Raw genomic sequence first — 18,501 nt, 5'->3', positions numbered from 1 at the left:
CCCCGCTCATGACCCCGTCGACCAGGAGCACCGCGTCGGACACCCCCGGCTTCACCGACACGGGCGCTGCGGTCGACGGGGTCGGCGGCATCGGGGAGGCGGCCCGGGCCCGGCGTGCGGAAGGGTACGACGCCTGGCTCGGGTCGCTGTTGCCCGCGCGGGACGGGATCGCGCTGGTCGCGGTCGGCGGCCTGGGCCGGCGGCAGTGCGCCCCGTACGGCGACCTCGACCTGGTGCTGCTGCACGCCGGGGTGGCCGGCGTGGAAGAGCTGGCCGCGTCGCTGTGGTACCCGGTCTGGGACGCCGGGGTGCGGCTGGACCACTCGGTGCGCACCCTGGCCGAGGCGCTGTCGGTGGCCCAGGACGACGTCAAGGTGGCCCTGGCCCTGCTCGACGCGCGGTACGTGGCGGGGGACCGCGCACTCGCCGACGCGCTGGTCCGCACGGCCGCCGACCACTGGCGGCGGACCGCCGTGCGCCGGCTGCCCGAGCTGCGGGAGATCACCGAGGTCCGCTGGCGTACCCACGGGGAGTTGGCCTTCCTGCTCGAAGGTGACCTCAAGGAGGCGGCCGGCGGCCTGCGGGACGTGGGCATCCTGCGGGCCATCGCCGGCGCCGGGGTCACCGACGCGCTGCGTCCCGCCGTCCGCGCCGCCCACCTGCGGCTGCTGGACGCCCGCGACGCCCTGCACCAGCAGGTCGGTCGGCGCGTCGACCGGCTGGTCGCGCAGGAGCGGGACGGGGTGGCCGCGCTGCTCGGCCTCCGGCCGCCGCCGGGCGAGGGTGGGCCGGACGGCGTCGGGCACGACGGCGACGCCCTGCTGCGCCGGGTCGCCGGGGACGCCCGCACGGTCCGCCACGCCCTCGACGACGCCTGGCGGGCCGCCGACCGGCTGCGCGCCGGCCGCCGCCGGGGCGCCGACGGCCGCCCGGTGCGCCGACCGGTCGCCCGGGACGTCGTCGAGCACGACGGGGAGCTGGTGCTCGCCCGGACCGCCATCGGCGCCCGCCCCGACCCGAGCCTGTCGCTGCGGATCGCCGCCGCCGCGGCCACCACCCGGCTGCCCATCGCCCGGGCCACCTGCGAGTGGCTCGCCGCGTACTGCCCGCCGCTGCCGTCGCCCTGGCCGCCGGAGGCCCGCGCCGCGCTGATCACCCTGCTCGGGGCCGGTCCCGGGCTGGTGCCCGCCTGGGAGACCTGCGACCGGTACGGCCTGATCGACGGCTGGCTGCCGGAGTGGACCCGGCTGCGCAGCCTGCCCCAGCACAACCCGGTGCACCGGTTCACCCTGGACCGGCACCTGGTGCAGACCGCGTACGAGGCGAGCCGGCACACCCGCGAGGTGGACCGCCCCGACCTGCTGCTGCTCGGCGCGTTCCTGCACGACATCGGCAAGGGAATCGTCGGAGACCACAGCACGGTGGGCGCGCCGATCGCCGAGGCGGTGGCGGCCCGGATCGGCCTGCCGGAGCCGGAGGCGGCGCTGATCGGCACGCTGGTCCGGCTGCACCTGTTGCTGCCCGACGTGGCCACCCGGCGGGACCTGTCGGACCCGAAGACGGTCGCCGGGGTGGCCGCGAAGGTCGGCGACACCACCACCCTGGACCTGCTGCACGCCCTGGTCCGCGCCGACGCGGCGGCCACCGGCCCGGCCGCCTGGTCGGACTGGAAGGGCCGGCTGGTCGCCGAACTGGTCGCCCGGGTCCGTACCGCGCTCGACACCGGGGTGGTGCCCCCGCCACCGGCCCCGGACCCGGCGTTGGTGGCAGGCCCGCTGCCGGTCGTACACCTGAGCGGGGACCGGGTGTCGGTGGCCGCGGCGGACCGGCGGGGCCTGCTCGCGACGGTGGCCGGTTGCCTGGCCCTGCACCGGCTGGAGGTGCTCGCCGCGGACGCCTCCACGGTCGACGGCCGGGCGCTGGTCGAGTGCCGGGTGCAGCCGCGTTACGGCCTCGCGCCCGACCCGATCGCGCTCGGCGCGGACCTGCGTCGCGCCGTCAACGGGGACGTCTCGGTCACCCAGCGACTGCGCGGCCGGGCCCTCGCGGCGCGGAGTGAGGGGGCCGCGCCGCGGGTGGTCTGGCACCGGGAGGCCGCCACCCACGCCGTGCTGCTGGAGTTGCGCGCCGCCGACGCGGCCGGCCTGCTGTATCGGGTGACCTGCGCCCTGGACGAGGCCGGCGCGCACGTGCGGGCGGCCCGCATCTCCACCCTCGGCGGCGACGTGGTGGACGTGTTCTACCTGGTCGGCGGTTGGCCGGACGACGCGGAGCGGGCTCGCCTGGAGGCCGCCGTGCTGGCCGCCGTCTGAGGGCGCCCGGTGATGGCCGGCGGCTGTGCTGCCCGGGTGTCGCGGTCGGAGGTCGTACCGGGTGGCCGGCGTGAGTTCGCCCGGTGAGCGCCGCGGGCGGTCTCGATGCCGGACCCGGGGGAGACCGGGGGTGGTGGTGCGACGCTACCGACCTGATCGCATGAGTGGATCGCCCGGCTCCGGTCGCTTCCGATGCCGTCGTGCTCGACCGGTACGGCGAGCCGCTGACCATCTCCGGCCGGCGTCTCGTCCAGGACGATCCATCCATGCGATCAGGTCGGTAGCGTGCGACGGGCGGACTCGGCGCATGTCGGGGTGGCCGATGCGTGCTCGCCGGCGCGGTCGGAGGGTGCCGCGGTGGCTGGGCCGGAGCGCGGCTGCGGACGGCGGGCTACCCTAGCGGTGGCTGGACACCTGCCCGGCCGCGTTGTGCCCGCCGGAAAAACGACAAACGGGATGTTCGCGTGTTTGACACCTTGAGTGACCGCCTCTCCGGGATCTTCACCAAGCTCCGCGGCAAGGGTCGGCTCACCGACGCCGACATCGACGCCACCGCGCGCGAGATCCGCATGGCGCTGCTGGAGGCGGACGTCGCGCTGCCGGTGGTCAAGGGCTTCATCGCGAACGTCAAGGAGCGGGCGCGCGGGGCCGAGGTCTCCCAGGCGCTGAACCCGGCCCAGCAGATCGTCAAGATCGTCAACGACGAGCTGATCAACGTCCTCGGTGGCGAGGGACGGCGGCTCCAGTTCGCCAAGCAGTCGCCGACGGTGATCATGCTCGCCGGCCTCCAGGGCTCCGGCAAGACCACCCTCGCCGGCAAGCTGGCCCGCTGGCTCAAGGCCCAGGGCCACCAGCCGCTGCTGGTCGCCGCCGACCTCCAGCGCCCCAACGCCGTCGGGCAGCTCCAGGTGCTCGGCGGTCGGGCCGGCGTCGAGGTGTACGCCCCGGAGCCCGGCAACGGCACCGGCGATCCGGTGCAGGTCGCCCGCGCCTCGATCGAGCACGCCCGGCGGGCCGCCCGGGACATCGTCATCGTCGACACCGCCGGCCGCCTCGGCATCGACGCCGAGATGATGCAGCAGGCCGCCGACATCCGCGACGCCGTCCAGCCGGACGAGGTCATCTTCGTCATCGACGCGATGGTCGGTCAGGACGCCGTACGGACCGCCGAGGCGTTCCGCGACGGCGTCGGCATCACCGGCGTGGTCCTCTCCAAGCTCGACGGCGACGCCCGCGGTGGCGCCGCGCTGTCGGTGCGGGAGGTCACCGGCCAGCCGATCCTCTTCGCCTCCACCGGCGAGAAGCTGGAGGACTTCGACGTCTTCCACCCCGACCGGATGGCCAGCCGGATCCTCGGCATGGGCGACGTCCTCACTCTGATCGAGCAGGCCGAGCAGGCCTTCGACACCGATCAGAAGGAGAAGATGACCGCCAAGCTGATGGGCGGCGAGCAGTTCACCCTGGAGGACTTCCTCGACCAGCTCATCGCGGTCCGGCGGATGGGCCCGATCGCCAACGTGCTGGCCATGATGCCCGGCATGGGGCAGATGAAGGACCAGCTCTCCGAGCTGGACGACAAGCACTTCGACCGGGTCACCGCGATCATCCGGTCGATGACCCCGGCCGAGCGGACCAACCCGAAGATCATCAACGGCTCCCGCCGGGCCCGCATCGCCAACGGCTCCGGCGTCACCGTGATGGACGTCAACCAGCTGCTCAACCGCTTCGCCGACGCGCAGAAGATGATGAAGCAGATGGGCGGCATGATGGGCCTGCCCGGTGGCGGCCGGCGCAAGGCGACCAAGTCGCCGAAGAACAAGCGCAAGGGCACCAAGGGCGGCAACCGGCCGCGTACCGGCGCGGGGATGCCGGGTGGATTCCCGGGCGGCATGCCGCAGCTCCCGCCGGGCATGGACCCGGGCGACCTGGCCGGCGGGCAGGGCCTGCCGCCCGGCTTCAAGCTCCCGAAGATCGACTTCAACAAGCTCGGCAAGGGCGACAACCGCCCCCGCTGAGGCGCGTACGCGACGGGGCCCGGCCGGTACACCGGCCGGGCCCCGCCCGTCCGTCAGTCGGTCACGGGGTCAGGTCGGGCCGGTCGGTCACCCGCAGCGCGTTGACGATCGGCTTGCCGAACCCGGTGTGGGTCACGAACCGCACGTTGAGCTGGCCGTCGCTCACCCGGACGGTGTACGACCGGCTCACCGCGGCGAAGCTGCCCGCCTCGGCGGCCACGTCCAGCGACGGCAGCACCTCCTGGCCCTCGACCAGCACGTCGAAGACCCGCTTGTCCGGGGCCTGTCGGCGTACCTCGGCGAAGTCGAGCTCCACCGTGTAGAAGCCGTCGGCCAGCCCGTCCACCCGGTACTCGTACATGCCCTCGCGCAGGGTGGCGAAGCGGGCCGGGTCGTTCGTACCGGTGATCGTCGTGTTGGTCGACTGCCGGCTGGAGTTGCCCAGCCAGCCGGCCCCGCCCGCGGTCCAGGCCCCGTCCGGTGACCAGGTCTGCCCCTCGACGTCGGTGCGGGCGCCGGTGCCGCCCGCGTCGACCGCCAGCACCTGGCTCGGCACCACCACGGTCACTCCGACGACGGTCGTCGGCCGGCGGCCGCTGGCCGAGGCCACCTGCACCTTCGCCCGGTGCCAGCTGCCCGGCGCCAGTCCGCTGGTGTCGACGGCGACGCCGACGGTGTGCCGTCCGCCACCGGCGGCCAGCGTGCCGGTCGTGCCGGTCAGGCTGAGCCACCCCAGGTCGGCGGGGGAGCCGTCGGCGGCCAGCTCGGTGACCGTGACGTCGGTGTCGAGCGAGCCGGTGTTGGTCAGGCCGATCTGCCGGTCCCGGGTCTGCCCGGCCGCGGCGACCACGGTCAGGTCCGTGACCGCCGAGCCGACCCGGGCGGTGCGCAGCGCGAGCGAGCGGGTCGCGACCGCCCCCGGGTCGAGCGTCGCGGTGGCCGACCCCGTCTCGTAGTGCGGCGCCGCGACGCCCAGCGCGACCGCACCGGCCGGCGCCTGGATCAGGTACCCGCCGTCGGCGTCCGTGGCGTCGGAGACACCGGCGTCCCCGACCCGCGCGGTGACCGTCGCGCCGGCCACCGGCAGGCCGTCGTTGGCGTCGGTGACCACGCCGGAGACCACCGCGCTGCGGGTGGGCCGGAACGCGATCGCGGCGCCGTCGGTGATCGCCGAGCTGTTGTACGAGTACGCGAACCCGACGGTGCCGTCGGCGTTCTCCAACCCGATGGTGGCCCCGGTGCCGGTCTCCACACCGGTGCCGTCCACGTCGGCGTACCGGTAGGTGACGGTGCCGTCCTCGCTGATCGCGGCGCTGAACGTCACCCGCGAGGAGCGGCTGGCGAAGAACGACACGTTGCGCCACTCCACCACGAAGGTGCGGTTCGGCTTCGCGCCCACGACGGCCGTGTGCACGCCCGAGTCGGCCTCCACGTACAGGTCGTCCCAGAGCGGGAAGAGGGCCAGGTCCGGGTCGGCGGTGTTCGGCAGGTCCGTGTTCGCCCGACTGGAGGAGGCGGTGCCGAAGCCCAGCACCCCGTTGGTGCTCACCCACGCCTGCCGGTACGACTTGCCGTACAGCGGCACCCGGAAGGGGAGCGTGACCGGGACGGTCTTGTCGTCCCCGGTCAGCGGCATCAGCTCCGTGCCGCTGACGAAGGAGCCACCGGCCGCGCCGCAGGCGTAGCCGAAGCCGTCCACCCGGTCCGGCAGGGCGACGTCGAGGGTGAGGTCCCCGCCGACGTCCGCGGTACGGGTGACCGGGTCCGCGCAGCGGTAGCTGTGCGCGAAGCGCACCTCGTACGAGCCGTGCGGCACCACCAGGTGGTAGCGTCCGGCGTCGTCCGCGGTCGCGGTCAGCGGGGTGCCCGCCACGGTCACCGTCGCGCCCGCGGCCGGGCCGGCGGTGGTGGACACCGTGCCGCTGAGCGTGCCCGACGGCGCCCGGGTGACCTCGATGTCCCGGGTCACGGTCTGGTTCTCGGTGACGGTCACCGTGGCGGTCGCGGTCAGGTAGCCGAACTTGGCGACGGTCACCGTGTACTCGCCGACCATCAGCCGGTCGAACGCGTACCCGCCGTCGGTGGTGGAGACGCCGGTGCGGCTCATCGGGCCGGTCACGGTCACGGTCGCCCCGGCGAGGCCTTCGCCGGCCGAGACGATCCGGCCGCCGAGCGCGCCGAGCGCGCCGCGTGGGCTGGCGGTCACCGCCGCGTACGCGTCGAGCCGGCCCTCGCCGAAGACGTTGTTGTCGTCGGCGGTGCCGCCGCAGGTGGTGGCGTCCACGTCGATCGCCGTGTCGTCGAGGAGGCTGCGGGTGGCGGCGACGTCGCCCTGGATGGCGGGCGAGGCGGACCACATCAGCGCCACGGTGGCGGCGGTGTGCGGGGAGGCCATCGAGGTGCCGCTGAACGCCCCGTAGCCGGTGCGGGTCGCCGAGCGGACGTTCACGCCGGGGGCGGCGATGTCCGGCTTGATCTGGCCGTTCTCCCCGGCGCCCCGGCTGGAGAACCCGGCGATGGCGTCGTTGACGTCGAACGCGCCGGAGGCGTAGCTGATCGCGTACGACCCGGGGCTGCCGGCGGTGGCGCAGCCCGGCCCGTTGTTGCCGTTGGAGAACGCCGGGAAGATGCCGGCGGCCACCCAGGACGACACGGTCTCGGTGTACCAGGGGTCGTAGGCGTTGGAGCCCCAGGAGTTGTTCACCACGTCCGGGGCGAGGTCCGGTCGGGGGCCGGCCCCGGTGAGGTCGGTGGGGGCGACGATCCACTGGCCGGCGGCGAGCAGCGAGGCGCGGGAGCAGGAGCTGCTCTCGCAGCCCTTCGCGGCGATCCACCGCGCGCCGGGGGCGACGCCGACGACGTTGGCGCCGTCCAGGCCGACCATGGTGCCCATGGTGTGGGTGCCGTGGTCGTTGTTGTCGCAGGGCGCGGCGGTGCCGCAGACCCCGGCCGGGTCGAACCAGTGGTAGTTGTGGTCGTAGCTGCCGTCGGCCTGCCGGCCCCGGTAGCTCGCGGCGACCGCCGGGTGGGTGTAGTTCACCCCGCTGTCGATGTTGGCCACGACGATGCCCTCGCCCCGGACGCCCAGCTCGTCCCAGACCCGGGGGGCGTTGATCCGGTCGATGTTCCACTCGACCCCGTCGAGGTCGGGGACGACCTGGCCGGGCAGCGGCTCGGGGATGTCCACCGGGTCGTCGGCGAGGATCTCGGCGACCTCGGGGCGTACCGCGATGTCGGCCAGCAGCGCCGCGTCCCCGGTGACCTGGACGGTGTTGGCGAGCCAGAACGGGGTGAAGTCGGCCTTCTTCCCGGCGAGCAGGGAGCGCAGCCCGGCCTGGCTGCGCTCGGCGTGGCGGGTCTTGGCCTCGAGCACGAAGGCCGCCTTCTCCTCCTTGCGGCGCAGCTTCGCCGCACCGGCCAGGTCGGCCCGGCTGTCGAGGAAGACCCAGAAGGTGGTCTTGCCGTCCTTGCCGATCCGCTCGCGGACCTTCGGATCGGCCTTGGCGGCGACCGCCGTGGCCCGGGCCGCCGCCCCGGTGTCGTCGGGGGCGGCGGGGGCGGGGCCGGCGGCGCCGAGCGGGAGGGCGAGGCCGACCGCGAGGCCGATCGTCGCCGTACGCCATCGTCGTGGTGTCACTCTGGACGCTCCTTCGGTGAGGCGAGGATGCGAAGAAGCCGGGATGAGCGGCTTCCCCGCATCCTGCGACCGAAGAATCCCTTCATCAAGACGTGCTTAAATAAATAGATCTGTCAATCAGGTGTTCCGGTGATCTGTGAGCACTCCGTCACGCAGCGTCGTTTCCGGTAGTGGGCCACGCGCGCCACCCGCCCATCCGGTAGGACTGTGCACATGGCTCTGCATGTGCGCGGTGTGCTCCTGCCGGACGACGAGGTCCGGGATCTCTGGCTGGTCGGCGACCGGGTCACCTTCGAACCGGTGCCCGGCGCGCAGACCGTCTCCGACGGCGGCTTCGTGCTGCCCGGCCTGATCGACGCGCACTGCCACATCGGCATCGCCCGCGGTGGCGCGCCGGTGACCTCGCTCGACCAGGCCCGCGAACTGGCCCGCACCGACGCCGACGCGGGGGTGCTCGCCATCCGCGACGCCGGCTCGCCGTACCCGTACCCGGAACTCGACGACGAGCCGGACCTGCCGCGACTGGCCCGCGCCGGCCGGCACGTCGCCCCGCCCAAGCGCTACCTGCGCGACATCGGCGTGGAGGTCGGCGCGGCCGAGGTGGCCACGACGGTCGCCGCGCAGGCCGCGGCCGGCAACGGCTGGGTCAAGCTGGTCGGCGACTGGATCGACCGGGGCGTCGGCGACCTCGCCCCGTCCTGGGACGCCGACACCATGGCCGCGGCCGTCGCCGCCGCGCACGCCGCCGGTGCGCGCGCCGCGGTGCACACCTTCAGCGAGTCGGCCGTCGAGATCATGGTGCGCGCCGGGGTGGACTCGGTCGAGCACGGCACCGGGCTGAGCCTCGACCTGATCGACCTGATGGCGCGGCAGGGCACCGCGCTGGTCCCCACGATGATCAACATCCGGACCTTCGGCGGCATCGCCGACCAGGCCCGCGCCAAGTTCCCCGGGTACGCCGACCACATGATCGCCCTGCGCGACCGCTTCCCCGAGGTGGTCCGGGCCGCGTACGAGGCGGGGGTGCCGATCTACGTGGGCACCGACGCGGGCGGCGGCATCGACCACGGCCTCGCCGCCGAGGAGATGCTGCTCCTGCACGAGCAGGCCGGCATGTCCCCGCTGGACGTGCTGGCCGCCGCGTCGTGGCGGGGGCGCCAGTGGCTCGGCTTCCCCGGCCTGGTCGAGGGCGGCCTCGCCGACCTCACCGTCTACCCCGAGGACCCGCGCGCCGACCTGCGCGTCGTACGCACCCCCTCCCGCATCGTCCTCCGCGGCCACGTCCTGCGCTGACCCCCACCCCTCGCGCCCGCGTCCCCTCGCGCCCGTGCCCCCTCGACCCCGCGCGCCTGCGCCCCCTCGCGCTCGCGTCCTCGCGCCTGGCCCCCCGCGCCCGCGTCCCTCGCGACTGCATTTTCAGAGAATGAGTGCCTATTTCGCGTCGGATAGGCACTCATTCTCTGAAAGTGCGCGGATCTGGGGCGTGGGGCGTGGGCGGGCGGGGGCGTGGGTCAGGGGGTGGGGCGGGTGGCGGAGAGGAAGAGGTGCACGGCCAGGCCGGCGAGGGCCTCGGCGGTGTCGTCGACCGGGGCCTGCGGCAGCACGATGTGGCTGACCACCAGGCGGACGACGGTGTCGGCGGCGAACGCCAGCGCCGCAGGGTCGGCGTCGGGCAGGTGCCGGCCCGCCCACTCCAGCAGCGCGTCCGACGACTCGGTGAGCACCAGCTCGGCACGGGTGGTCAGGTAGGGCAGCAGCTCGTCCGAGCCGCCCCGGGCGCTGGTGAGGATCGCCTTGACCAGCGGGTTGTCCGCCGCCGAGGCGAGCGTGTGCCGGATCGCCGCGTACGCGCCGGCCCGCACGTCGTCGCCGTGCGCGTCGAGTGCCCCGCGTACCTCGGCGACGAACCGGTCCACCTCGCGCCGGGCCAGCGCCTCGGCCAGCCCCGCCTTGCTGCCGAACTCGTTGTAGACGGTCTGCCGGCTCACCCCGGCGACGGTGGCCACGCCACCCATCCGTACCGCGTCCCAGCCGGCGGCCACGGTACGGGCGCGGGCGGCGTCCACGATCGCGTCACGCATCCGCTGCCGCGCGGAGTCCCTCGGCTCACCCATGGTGGTCGAAGTCTACGGTCGGCCGGCGCCCGCCGACCGTCCCCACCGGCCCGAGCGGCGGCGGGTGCGGATCCGTCGGCGACGTGACACGGCGGCGGGCCGCCCGGGCGCGGCGACGACCGGACCGGCGCATAGGATGTGCGGTCATGGCACGCGTGCTCACTCCCCGTGCGGAGGACTTTCCCCGCTGGTACCAGGACCTCATCGCCAAGGCGAAGCTGGCCGACAACGGCCCGGTCCGGGGGACCATGGTGATCCGACCGGCCGGCTACGCCATCTGGGAGCGGATGCAGGCCGAGATGGACGCCCGGATCAAGGCGGCCGGCGCGGAGAACGCCTACTTCCCGCTCTTCATCCCGGAGAGCTACCTCAAGCGCGAGGCCGAGCACGTCGAGGGCTTCTCGCCGGAGTTGGCCGTGGTCACCCACGGCGGTGGCAAGCAGCTCGCCGAGCCGGTGGTGGTGCGCCCCACCAGCGAGACGGTGATCGGCGAGTTCATGGCCAAGTGGATCGACTCGTACCGGGACCTGCCGCTGCTGCTCAACCAGTGGGCCAATGTGGTCCGCTGGGAGCTGCGCCCGCGGATCTTCCTGCGTACCAGCGAGTTCCTCTGGCAGGAGGGGCACACCGCGCACGCCACCCGGGAGGACGCCCGCGCCTACGCGCGGCGGATCCTGCACGAGGCGTACGAGGACCTGATGGTCAACGTGCTGGGCATCCCGGTGGTGGTCGGCCTGAAGACCGCCCGGGAGCGCTTCGCCGGCGCGACCGCCACCTACACCTGCGAAGGCATGATGGGCGACGGCAAGGCGCTGCAGCTCGGCACCAGCCACGAGCTGGGGCAGAACTTCGCCAAGGCGTTCGACATCAGCTACTCCTCCGCCGAGGGCGGCCGGGAGCACGCCTGGACGACCTCCTGGGGCACCTCCACCCGGATGCTCGGCGGCCTGATCATGGCGCACGGCGACGACAACGGCCTGCGGGTGCCGCCGAAGCTGGCGCCGGTCCAGGCGTACGTGATGGTGGTCAAGGCCGGCGAGGGCGTCGGCGAGGCGGCGGCCAAGCTGCGCGACGCGTTGCGCGACGCGGGCGTGCGGGTCGCGCTCGACGACCGCACCGACACCCCGTTCGGCCGCCGGGCCGTCGACGCCGAGCTGCGCGGCTATCCGGTACGCGTCGAGGTCGGCCCCCGCGACCTGGCCGCCGGCAACGCGGTGGTGGTCCGGCGTACGGACGGCTCGAAGGCCCCCACCCCGGTGGCGGACGTGGTCGGCGCGGTCCTCGCGGCCCTGGAGGCCGACCAGAAGGCGCTGCACGACCAGGCCCTGGCCCACCGCGAGTCGCGCACCGTCGAGGTCGCCACGCTGGCCGAGGCGATCGAGGCGGCGGCCACCGGCTGGGCCCGGGTGCCGTGGTCGGCGGTCGGCGTGGCCGGCGAGGCCGAGGCGAACGGGCAGGGCGTGACCGTACGCTGCCTGCTGCGCGCCGACGGCTCGGTGCCGGACTCCGAGGACGAACCGGACCTGGTCGCCATCCTGGCCCGCGCCTACTGAGGTGGGCCCGGACGGTCCCGCCGACCGGTTCGCGCCGGGTCGGTTGATCATGCACCGGAACGTGCGGCGCGGCCGGATCGGTTGGGTCCGGCCGGGCCGGGTGGTCAGCGACGACGAGCGCGGCCTGCTGCTCTGGGTCGCCCGGGACACCCCGGTGGCGCACGAGGTCACCGAGGCGGGCCTCGGCATGCGGGCGATGCCCTTCGCCGAGTGGATCACCTCGTCCTACCGCCTGGCGCAGGGCCGGTGGAACGGCCCGCCGCTGCTGAAGTTCATCCCCGCCGGGGCCGCCCACTCGGTCTGGTGGTTCCGCGACGCCGAGGGCCGGTTCAACAACTGGTACGTCAACCTGGAGGAGCCCAGCGTCCGATGGGACGACGGCCCGGTCGCCGGGGTGGACATGGTCGACCAGGACCTCGACGTGGTGGTCCACCCCGACCTCAGCTGGGAGTGGAAGGACGAGGACGAGTTCGCCGAGCGGATCGCCTTCCCCGAGCACTACTGGGTGGCCGACGAGGCGGCGGTCCGCGCCGAGGGGGAGCGGGTGATCGCCCTCGCCGAGAAGGGCGCCTTCCCGTTCGACGGCACCTGGTGCGACTTCACGCCGCCGGCGGACTGGGACGTACCGGACGGACTGCCGCCCGGCTGGGACCGCCCCCCGGTGCGCTGAGGGGTGTTCCCCGTCACGGCGGCACCGGACCCGGGCGTGGTGTCCGGGTCCGGTGTGAGCGATCGGCGACGGATCTGGCAGAATGGGGCGCTGGTATCCGGCGCGCGTCCGGCGCCCTCTAACCCGGGCGCGTCGCCAGTCCACCGAGCAGTCTCCGGCCCAAACCCCACTGTGCCGGTCGGCGCTCACCCGTGCACACCGCCCGTCCGGGCCGGTGAGATCGCAACAGGAGCGAAACAACTGTGGCCGTAAAGATCCGGCTCCTGCGGATGGGTAAGATCCGCAACCCGCAGTACCGCATCGTCATCGCCGACTCGCGTACCAAGCGTGACGGTCGTGCGATCGAGTTCGTCGGCGTGTACCAGCCGAAGGAAGACCCTTCGGTGATCGAGGTCAAGTCGGACCGGGTCCAGTACTGGCTCTCCGTCGGCGCGCAGCCGAGCGAGGCCGTGCAGCGTCTGCTGGAGCTGACCGGTGACTGGCAGAAGTTCAAGGGCCTGCCGGCCCCGCCACCGCTGAAGGTCGCCCCGGAGCGGGCCGACCGCAAGGCGGCGTACGAGGCCGAGGCGAAGGCCGCCGCCGGCCTGGCCGAGGCTCCGGCCGCCAAGCCGGCCAAGAAGGCCGCCAAGGCCGAGGCTCCGGCCGAGGCGCCGAAGACCGAGGCTCCGGCCGAGGCCCCGGCCGCTACTGCCGACGCCGGTGAGCAGGCCTGACGTGGCACTGCGTCCCGCGCTGGAGCACCTGGTCAAGGGCATCGTCGACCACCCGGACGACGTGCGCGTCCGCATGGTCGACTCCCGTCGGGGCAAGCGGCTGGAAGTCCGCGTGCACCCCGAGGACCTCGGCACCGTGATCGGGCGGTCCGGCCGGACCGCCAAGGCGCTGCGCCAGGTGATCGGCTCCATCGGTGGACGCGGGGTACGCGTCGACATCGTCGACTCGTACTGATGCTGCTCATCGTCGGCAGGGTCGGCAAACCGCACGGCATCCGCGGTGAGGTCACCGTGGAGGTGCGGACCGACGAGCCCGAAGCACGGTTCGCCCCAGGCACGGTGCTGCGCACCGTGCCTGGGGCCACCCCCGCCGCCCCGGCGCCCGGTCCGGGCGAGCAGTTCCAGGTCCCGCCGGAGTTGGTGATCGAGTTCGCCCGCTTCCACCAGGGGCGGATGCTGGTCGCCTTCGAGGGCGTGCACGACCGCGACGTCGCCGAGGAGCTGCGCGGCACCCTGCTCGGGGTGGACAGCGCCGACGTCGCCCCGCCGGAGGACCCCGAGGAGTGGAACGACCACCAGCTGGTCGGCCTCGCCGTGGTCACCCCGGACGGGGAACGGCTGGGCGAGGTGGCCCGGATCGACCACGCTCCGGCCTCCGACCTGCTCGTCCTGCGGCGCCCCGAGGGGCGGACCGCGCTCATCCCGTTCGTCAAGGCGATCGTGCCCGAGGTGGATCTCGCCGGCGGTCGCGTCGTGGTCGACCTGCCGGCCGGTCTGCTCGACCTCTAGACCGAAAGCCACCGCATGCGCGTCGACGTCGTGTCGATCTTCCCGGAGTACTTCGCCCCGCTGGACCTGTCGCTGATCGGCAAGGCCCGGGCGAACGGGACGCTCCGGCTGGCCGTACACGATCTGCGGACCTGGACCCGCGACGTGCACCGCACGGTCGACGACACGCCCTACGGCGGCGGGCCCGGCATGGTGATGCGGCCGGAGCCCTGGGGCGAGGCCCTGGACGCCCTGGCCCCCGACGAGCTCAGCCCGGACGGGCACACCCTGCCCCGGCTGCTGGTGCCCTCCCCGGCCGGCGTCCCGTTCACCCAGGCGATGGCCCACGAACTGGCCGCCGAGTCGCACCTGCTCTTCGCCTGCGGCCGGTACGAGGGCATCGACCAGCGGGTGCTCGACCACGCCGCCACCCGGATGCGGGTCACCGAGGTCTCCCTCGGCGACTACGTGCTCTTCGGCGGCGAGGTGGCGGTGCTGGTGATCCTGGAGGCGGTCACCCGGCTGCTGCCCGGGGTCCTCGGCAACGCCGGCTCGTTGGACGAGGAGTCGCACGCCCACGGGCTGCTGGAAGCGCCGATGTACACCAAGCCGGCGACCTGGCGCGGGCTGGAGGTTCCGGAGGTGCTCCGCTCCGGCGACCACGGCCGGATCGCCCGGTGGCGGCGGGACGAGGCGCTGACCCGGACGGCGGACCGGCGGCCCGACATGATCGCCGCGCTGCCCCCGGAGAGCCTCGACAAACGGGACGTCGCGACGCTGGGCCGGGCCGGATTTCAGCTGCCGCCGGGGGATGTGGCAAAGTAGGGGGGTTGCCGCATCCGCTCACGCCGTGGGCGGTTGCGAGGGCCCTCGACCGGGGTCGGCGTCGCCGGCCACCACCCGGGGGTCAGAATCACCCATCCGCGCACCGAGTGACGGTGCGCCGTGAGCCTCACGAGGACGCAGCGATGAACATCCTGGACGCCCTTGACGCCCAGTCGAAGCGGACCGACCTTCCCGAGTTCCGTGCCGGTGACACCGTGAAGGTGCACGCGCGGGTCGTCGAGGGCAACCGGTCCCGTGTCCAGATCTTCCAGGGCGTCGTCATCCGCCGCCAGGGTGACGGTCTGCGCGAGACCTTCTCGGTCCGCAAGGTCAGCTTCGGTGTGGGTGTGGAGCGGACCTACCCGCTCAACGGCCCGGGCATCGACCGGATCGAGATCGTGACCCGCGGTGACGTCCGTCGCGCCAAGCTCTACTACCTGCGCGAGCTGCGCGGCAAGAAGGCCAAGATCAAGGAGCTGCGCGAGAAGCAGCCGGCGAGCTGACGTCCGCTCGCCGCGCCGCCTGAACTGCGCACATGTCGTATCGACCAGATCGCACTACCCTGGTCGTACGGGCGCAGGAGGGCAGCGACGCCGCGACGGTGGTCACGGTATGCGAATGTCCACTACCGCCCGTGGGGCCTCGACGAGGCTCCCGGGCGGTAGTGTCGTTTCTGCGGACCGGGGAGTGGCGTGGTGCAGGTGCTTGACTCGGACGGCACAGTCGATCCCTGGCGTCGGCGTACCCGGCGCACCCGCCGGCAGATGCCGCTCTGGCAGGAGCTGCCGCTGCTGCTGGTCGTGGCGTTCTGCCTGGCCGTGCTGATCCGCACCTTCCTGCTCCAGGCCTTCTTCATCCCGTCCGGCTCGATGGAGGACACCCTCCTCATCGGCGACCGGGTGCTGGTCAACAAGGTCGTCTACGACGTCCGTGACCCGGTGCGCGGCGAGGTGGTCGTGTTCCGTGGCACCGACCGGTGGGTCGCGCAGGAGACGCCCGGCCCGCCGCCGGATTTCGTCGGCAAGCTCGGCCGTACCCTCGGTGACCTGGTCGGGGTGAGCCGCCCCGGCGAGAAGGACTTCATCAAACGGGTCATCGGCGTCCCGGGCGACCGGGTGAAGTGCTGCGACGACCAGGGGCGGGTGCTGGTCAACGGCATCCCGCTCGACGAGCCGTACGTGATCCGCAACTCGCCGCTGGACGTGCCGCCCAACCCGCGCGAGTGCCGGTCGCGGCGCTTCGAGGAGGTCGTGGTCCCGCCGGGCCAGATCTTCGTGATGGGCGACCACCGGCTGGTCTCCCAGGACGCCCGCTGCCAGGGCCCGGTGCCGATCGACAACGTGGTGGGCCGGGCGTTCATGGTGGTCTGGCCGTCGCAACGGTGGACGTCGCTGCCGGTGCCGGCGACCTTCGACGCGATCTCCCGTCCGGCGGCGGCGCCGGCCGACCCGCCGCCGCCCGCCGAACCGACTCCCGTGGGCGGTGTCGCCCTCGTCCTCCCGATGACGGGGCTGATGTCTGTTCTCGCGCGTTCCGGACGATCCCTCGGTGCCCGGCGACGTAGGCTCCACCCGTGATTGACGAGCAGACCGACAAGCCCCGCAGCTCCTTCTGGAAGGAGCTGCCCATCCTGCTGGGTGTCGCGATCCTGGTGGCGGTGCTGGTCCGCGCCTTCGTGCTGCAGACCTTCTTCATTCCCTCACCGTCGATGGAGAACACCCTCCAGATCGACGATCGGGTGCTGGTCAACAAGTTGGTCTACGACTTCCGCTCGCCCGAGCGCGGCGAGGTGGTGGTCTTCAAGGCGCCGACCACGTGGAGCGGCAACGCCGACGGCGAGGACTTCATCAAGCGGGTCATCGGCGTCGGCGGCGACCACGTGGTCTGCTGCGACGCCGGCAAGCTCGTGATCAACGGCAAGCAGCTCGACGAGCCGTACATCTACTCCGTCGACGGCGAGCAGGACAAGCCCGCCGACCAGGAGTTCGACATCCGGGTCCCGCAGGGGCGGCTCTGGGTGATGGGCGACCACCGCTCCGCCTCCGGCGACTCGCTGGAGCACTGGCAGCAGTCCGGCCAGGACGTCACCGAGGCGACCATCCCCGAGGACCAGGTCGTCGGCCGCGCGTTCACGGTGTTCTGGCCGGTGAGCCGGGCCACCTGGCTCAGCGTGCCGAAGCCGTTCGAGGCGATCCCCAACCCCTAGCGGTCACGAGGCCGCCCCGGGCGTGGCCGACGGTCCCCGGTGTCTGGCAGGCTGGGGGCCGTGACCGTCTACACCCCTCGCCGCGCGGCCCGGGTGCTGCTCGTCGACGCGGGCGGCCGGACGCTGCTCTTCAGCGGCCGGGACCCGGCCCGCCCCGACCACCGGTACTGGTTCACGCCGGGCGGCGGGCTCGACCCCGGGGAAACCCCGGCCGAGGGGGCGGCCCGCGAGCTGGCCGAGGAGACCGGGCTGCGGCTCGGCCCGGCCGAACTGGGCGAGCCGGTCTGGTCGGAGACGGTCGAGTTCCCCTTCGACGGGGTCTGGTACCGCCAGGAGCAGGAGTTCTTCCTGGTCCGGGTGGCGTCCTGGGAGGTGGACACGGCGGGCTTCGACGCGATCGAGCGGGCCAGCGTCTCCGGGCACCGGTGGTGGACGCCCGACGAGCTGGCCGCCACCGACGAGCGGTACTACCCGGCGGACCTGCCGGCGCTGCTGGCCCGGACCCTCGCCGCGACGCCGTCGGCCGGCGGCCCGCGCGGAGGTGCGTCGTGCTGACGCCTCCGCGCACCGTGGTACGCCGCGACGGCGGGCTCTACGCGCTGGAGCGGGCCCTGCAACGGCGGGGCTTCCGGCACGTGGCCGGCGCCGACGAGGCCGGCCGGGGCGCGTGCGCGGGCCCGCTGGTCGCCGCCGCCGCGATCCTGCCCGAGGGGCGGCGGGGCGAGATCGAGGGGCTGGCCGACTCCAAGCTGCTCACCGCGGCGAGCCGGGAGCGGGTGTACGACGAGGTCGTCGCCCGGGCGCTGGCGTACGCGGTGGTGGTCATCCCGGCCGAGGAGGTCGACGCGCGGGGCCTGCACGTGTGCAACCTGGCCGCCATGCGCCGGGCGCTCGCGTCGCTGGCCACCCGCCCGGAGTACGTGCTGACCGACGGCTTCGGGGTGGACGGCCTGGACGTCCCGGGGCTGGCGGTGTGGAAGGGCGACCGGGTGGCCGCGTGCGTGGCGGCGGCCAGCGTGCTCGCCAAGGTCACCCGGGACCGGATCATGGTGGAGCTGGACGGGCGGTACCCGGGCTACGGCTTCGCCGAGCACAAGGGGTACATCACGGCGGAGCACACCGAGGCGCTGCGCGGGCTCGGTCCGTGCGTCGAGCACCGCTTCTCGTACGTCAACGTGGCCGTCGTCTCCGGCCGTGACGGGGCCCCGCCCCGCGCCCGGCGGCCGGTCGGCCGGCCCGCACCCGAGCCGATGGAGCGCGCGGGGGCGTCAGGGGGTACCGTCGGCGTGGCGTTGGGCGAGCAGCCTCGGCCTCTCGCGCCGGTGGGGGAAGATGTGGTCATGGAAGGCGGAGTGCGATGAGCGCGGAAGATCTCGAGAAGTACGAGACCGAGATGGAGCTGCAGCTCTACCGGGAGTACCGCGACATTGTCCGCCAGTTCTCCTACGTGGTGGAGACGGAGCGCCGTTTCTACCTCGCCAATCAGGTGGATCTGCACGTGCGCAACTCCGACGGCGAGGTCTACTTCGAGGTCGAGATGCACGACGCCTGGGTGTGGGACATGTACCGCCCCGCCCGTTTCGTCAAGAATGTCCGGGTGATGACGTTCAAGGACGTCAACGTCGAGGAGCTGGAGAAGCCCGACATCTCCCTCCCCGCCGACTCCGGCTTCGGCGGCTGACCCGGTC

At 73.5% G+C, this 18,501-nt stretch carries 17 protein-coding genes; 15 read left to right on the top strand and 2 right to left on the bottom strand.

The window, feature by feature from the left end; translation table 11 throughout:
* The first annotated feature begins 8 nt into the window (after positions 1-8).
* Both ACPFP2_RS02775 and ffh read left to right on the top strand, forming a co-directional pair.
* On the top strand, positions 9-2,312 hold the full coding sequence (locus ACPFP2_RS02775) for a [protein-PII] uridylyltransferase (protein ID WP_424085767.1): 2,304 nt from the start codon (positions 9-11) through the stop codon (positions 2,310-2,312).
* 464 nt (positions 2,313-2,776) lie between these two features.
* Complete coding sequence (gene ffh, locus ACPFP2_RS02770) at positions 2,777-4,327, top strand: signal recognition particle protein (RefSeq protein ID WP_424085765.1); 1,551 nt, start codon at positions 2,777-2,779, stop codon at positions 4,325-4,327.
* A gap of 61 nt (positions 4,328-4,388) precedes the next feature.
* On the opposite strand, the gene ACPFP2_RS02765 is transcribed toward ffh, so the two are convergent.
* Complete coding sequence (locus tag ACPFP2_RS02765; RefSeq protein ID WP_424085763.1) at positions 4,389-7,964, bottom strand: S8 family serine peptidase; 3,576 nt, start codon at positions 7,962-7,964, stop codon at positions 4,389-4,391.
* 213 nt (positions 7,965-8,177) lie between these two features.
* Here ACPFP2_RS02765 and ACPFP2_RS02760 point away from each other — a divergent pair, with 213 nt between their 5' ends.
* Positions 8,178-9,257, top strand: a complete 1,080-nt coding sequence (locus ACPFP2_RS02760; RefSeq protein WP_424085761.1) for an amidohydrolase family protein — start codon at positions 8,178-8,180, stop codon at positions 9,255-9,257.
* A 218-nt stretch (positions 9,258-9,475) separates the two neighbouring features.
* Here ACPFP2_RS02760 and ACPFP2_RS02755 read toward each other — a convergent pair whose 3' ends face one another.
* Positions 9,476-10,078 (bottom strand): TetR family transcriptional regulator, encoded by a 603-nt coding sequence (locus ACPFP2_RS02755; protein ID WP_424085759.1) that lies wholly within the window; start codon positions 10,076-10,078, stop codon positions 9,476-9,478.
* Positions 10,079-10,224: 146 nt separating this feature from the next.
* On the opposite strand from ACPFP2_RS02755, the gene proS reads away from it, so the two are divergent.
* The 12 genes from proS to ACPFP2_RS02695 all read left to right on the top strand — a co-directional run bounded on the left by proS (position 10,225) and on the right by ACPFP2_RS02695 (position 18,494).
* On the top strand, positions 10,225-11,631 hold the full coding sequence (gene proS, locus ACPFP2_RS02750; protein WP_424085757.1) for a proline--tRNA ligase: 1,407 nt from the start codon (positions 10,225-10,227) through the stop codon (positions 11,629-11,631).
* A gap of 49 nt (positions 11,632-11,680) precedes the next feature.
* Entirely contained in the window at positions 11,681-12,301 is a 621-nt protein-coding gene (locus ACPFP2_RS02745) for a DUF402 domain-containing protein (protein WP_424085755.1), read from the top strand.
* Positions 12,302-12,543: 242 nt separating this feature from the next.
* The gene (rpsP, locus tag ACPFP2_RS02740) at positions 12,544-13,014 is read left to right on the top strand and encodes a 30S ribosomal protein S16 (protein ID WP_424085753.1); all 471 of its coding nucleotides are present in this window, start codon (positions 12,544-12,546) and stop codon (positions 13,012-13,014) included.
* Positions 12,989-13,249, top strand: a complete 261-nt coding sequence (locus tag ACPFP2_RS02735) for an RNA-binding protein (protein WP_088970263.1) — start codon at positions 12,989-12,991, stop codon at positions 13,247-13,249. Before rpsP ends, ACPFP2_RS02735 begins: the two co-directional genes overlap by 26 nt.
* A gap of 2 nt (positions 13,250-13,251) precedes the next feature.
* Entirely contained in the window at positions 13,252-13,803 is a 552-nt protein-coding gene (gene rimM / locus ACPFP2_RS02730) for a ribosome maturation factor RimM (RefSeq protein ID WP_424086316.1), read from the top strand.
* Positions 13,804-13,818: 15 nt separating this feature from the next.
* Positions 13,819-14,607, top strand: a complete 789-nt coding sequence (gene trmD, locus ACPFP2_RS02725) for a tRNA (guanosine(37)-N1)-methyltransferase TrmD (protein WP_424085751.1) — start codon at positions 13,819-13,821, stop codon at positions 14,605-14,607.
* 143 nt (positions 14,608-14,750) lie between these two features.
* Complete coding sequence (gene rplS, locus ACPFP2_RS02720) at positions 14,751-15,110, top strand: 50S ribosomal protein L19 (protein WP_424085749.1); 360 nt, start codon at positions 14,751-14,753, stop codon at positions 15,108-15,110.
* Between the two features lie 189 nt (positions 15,111-15,299).
* The gene (gene lepB, locus ACPFP2_RS02715) at positions 15,300-16,184 is read left to right on the top strand and encodes a signal peptidase I (RefSeq protein WP_424085747.1); all 885 of its coding nucleotides are present in this window, start codon (positions 15,300-15,302) and stop codon (positions 16,182-16,184) included.
* The gene (gene lepB / locus ACPFP2_RS02710; protein WP_424085746.1) at positions 16,181-16,813 is read left to right on the top strand and encodes a signal peptidase I; all 633 of its coding nucleotides are present in this window, start codon (positions 16,181-16,183) and stop codon (positions 16,811-16,813) included. Before lepB (ACPFP2_RS02715) ends, lepB (ACPFP2_RS02710) begins: the two co-directional genes overlap by 4 nt.
* Before the next feature lie 60 nt (positions 16,814-16,873).
* The gene (locus tag ACPFP2_RS02705; RefSeq protein WP_424085744.1) at positions 16,874-17,368 is read left to right on the top strand and encodes an NUDIX hydrolase; all 495 of its coding nucleotides are present in this window, start codon (positions 16,874-16,876) and stop codon (positions 17,366-17,368) included.
* Complete coding sequence (locus ACPFP2_RS02700) at positions 17,362-18,174, top strand: ribonuclease HII (RefSeq protein ID WP_424085742.1); 813 nt, start codon at positions 17,362-17,364, stop codon at positions 18,172-18,174. Before ACPFP2_RS02705 ends, ACPFP2_RS02700 begins: the two co-directional genes overlap by 7 nt.
* On the top strand, positions 18,171-18,494 hold the full coding sequence (locus ACPFP2_RS02695; protein WP_007075222.1) for a DUF2469 domain-containing protein: 324 nt from the start codon (positions 18,171-18,173) through the stop codon (positions 18,492-18,494). Before ACPFP2_RS02700 ends, ACPFP2_RS02695 begins: the two co-directional genes overlap by 4 nt.
* Positions 18,495-18,501: the final 7 nt, after the last annotated feature.

It is taken from the genome of Micromonospora citrea, from assembly GCF_049629545.1.
GTDB lineage: Bacteria > Actinomycetota > Actinomycetes > Mycobacteriales > Micromonosporaceae > Micromonospora > Micromonospora citrea_A.
This window is presented reverse-complemented; position numbering and strand designations above follow the sequence as displayed.

What these genes read in the sequence shown, in the direction of transcription:
- ACPFP2_RS02695 (WP_007075222.1), top strand. Translation starts at nt 18,171, where the DNA reads ATGAGCGCGGAAGATCTCGAGAAGTACGAGACCGAGATGGAGCTGCAG.
- ACPFP2_RS02755 (WP_424085759.1), bottom strand. Translation starts at nt 10,078, where the DNA reads ATGGGTGAGCCGAGGGACTCCGCGCGGCAGCGGATGCGTGACGCGATC.
- trmD (WP_424085751.1), top strand. Translation starts at nt 13,819, where the DNA reads ATGCGCGTCGACGTCGTGTCGATCTTCCCGGAGTACTTCGCCCCGCTG.
- ACPFP2_RS02745 (WP_424085755.1), top strand. Translation starts at nt 11,681, where the DNA reads ATGCACCGGAACGTGCGGCGCGGCCGGATCGGTTGGGTCCGGCCGGGC.
- proS (WP_424085757.1), top strand. Translation starts at nt 10,225, where the DNA reads ATGGCACGCGTGCTCACTCCCCGTGCGGAGGACTTTCCCCGCTGGTAC.
- ACPFP2_RS02760 (WP_424085761.1), top strand. Translation starts at nt 8,178, where the DNA reads ATGGCTCTGCATGTGCGCGGTGTGCTCCTGCCGGACGACGAGGTCCGG.
- ACPFP2_RS02775 (WP_424085767.1), top strand. Translation starts at nt 9, where the DNA reads ATGACCCCGTCGACCAGGAGCACCGCGTCGGACACCCCCGGCTTCACC.
- rplS (WP_424085749.1), top strand. Translation starts at nt 14,751, where the DNA reads ATGAACATCCTGGACGCCCTTGACGCCCAGTCGAAGCGGACCGACCTT.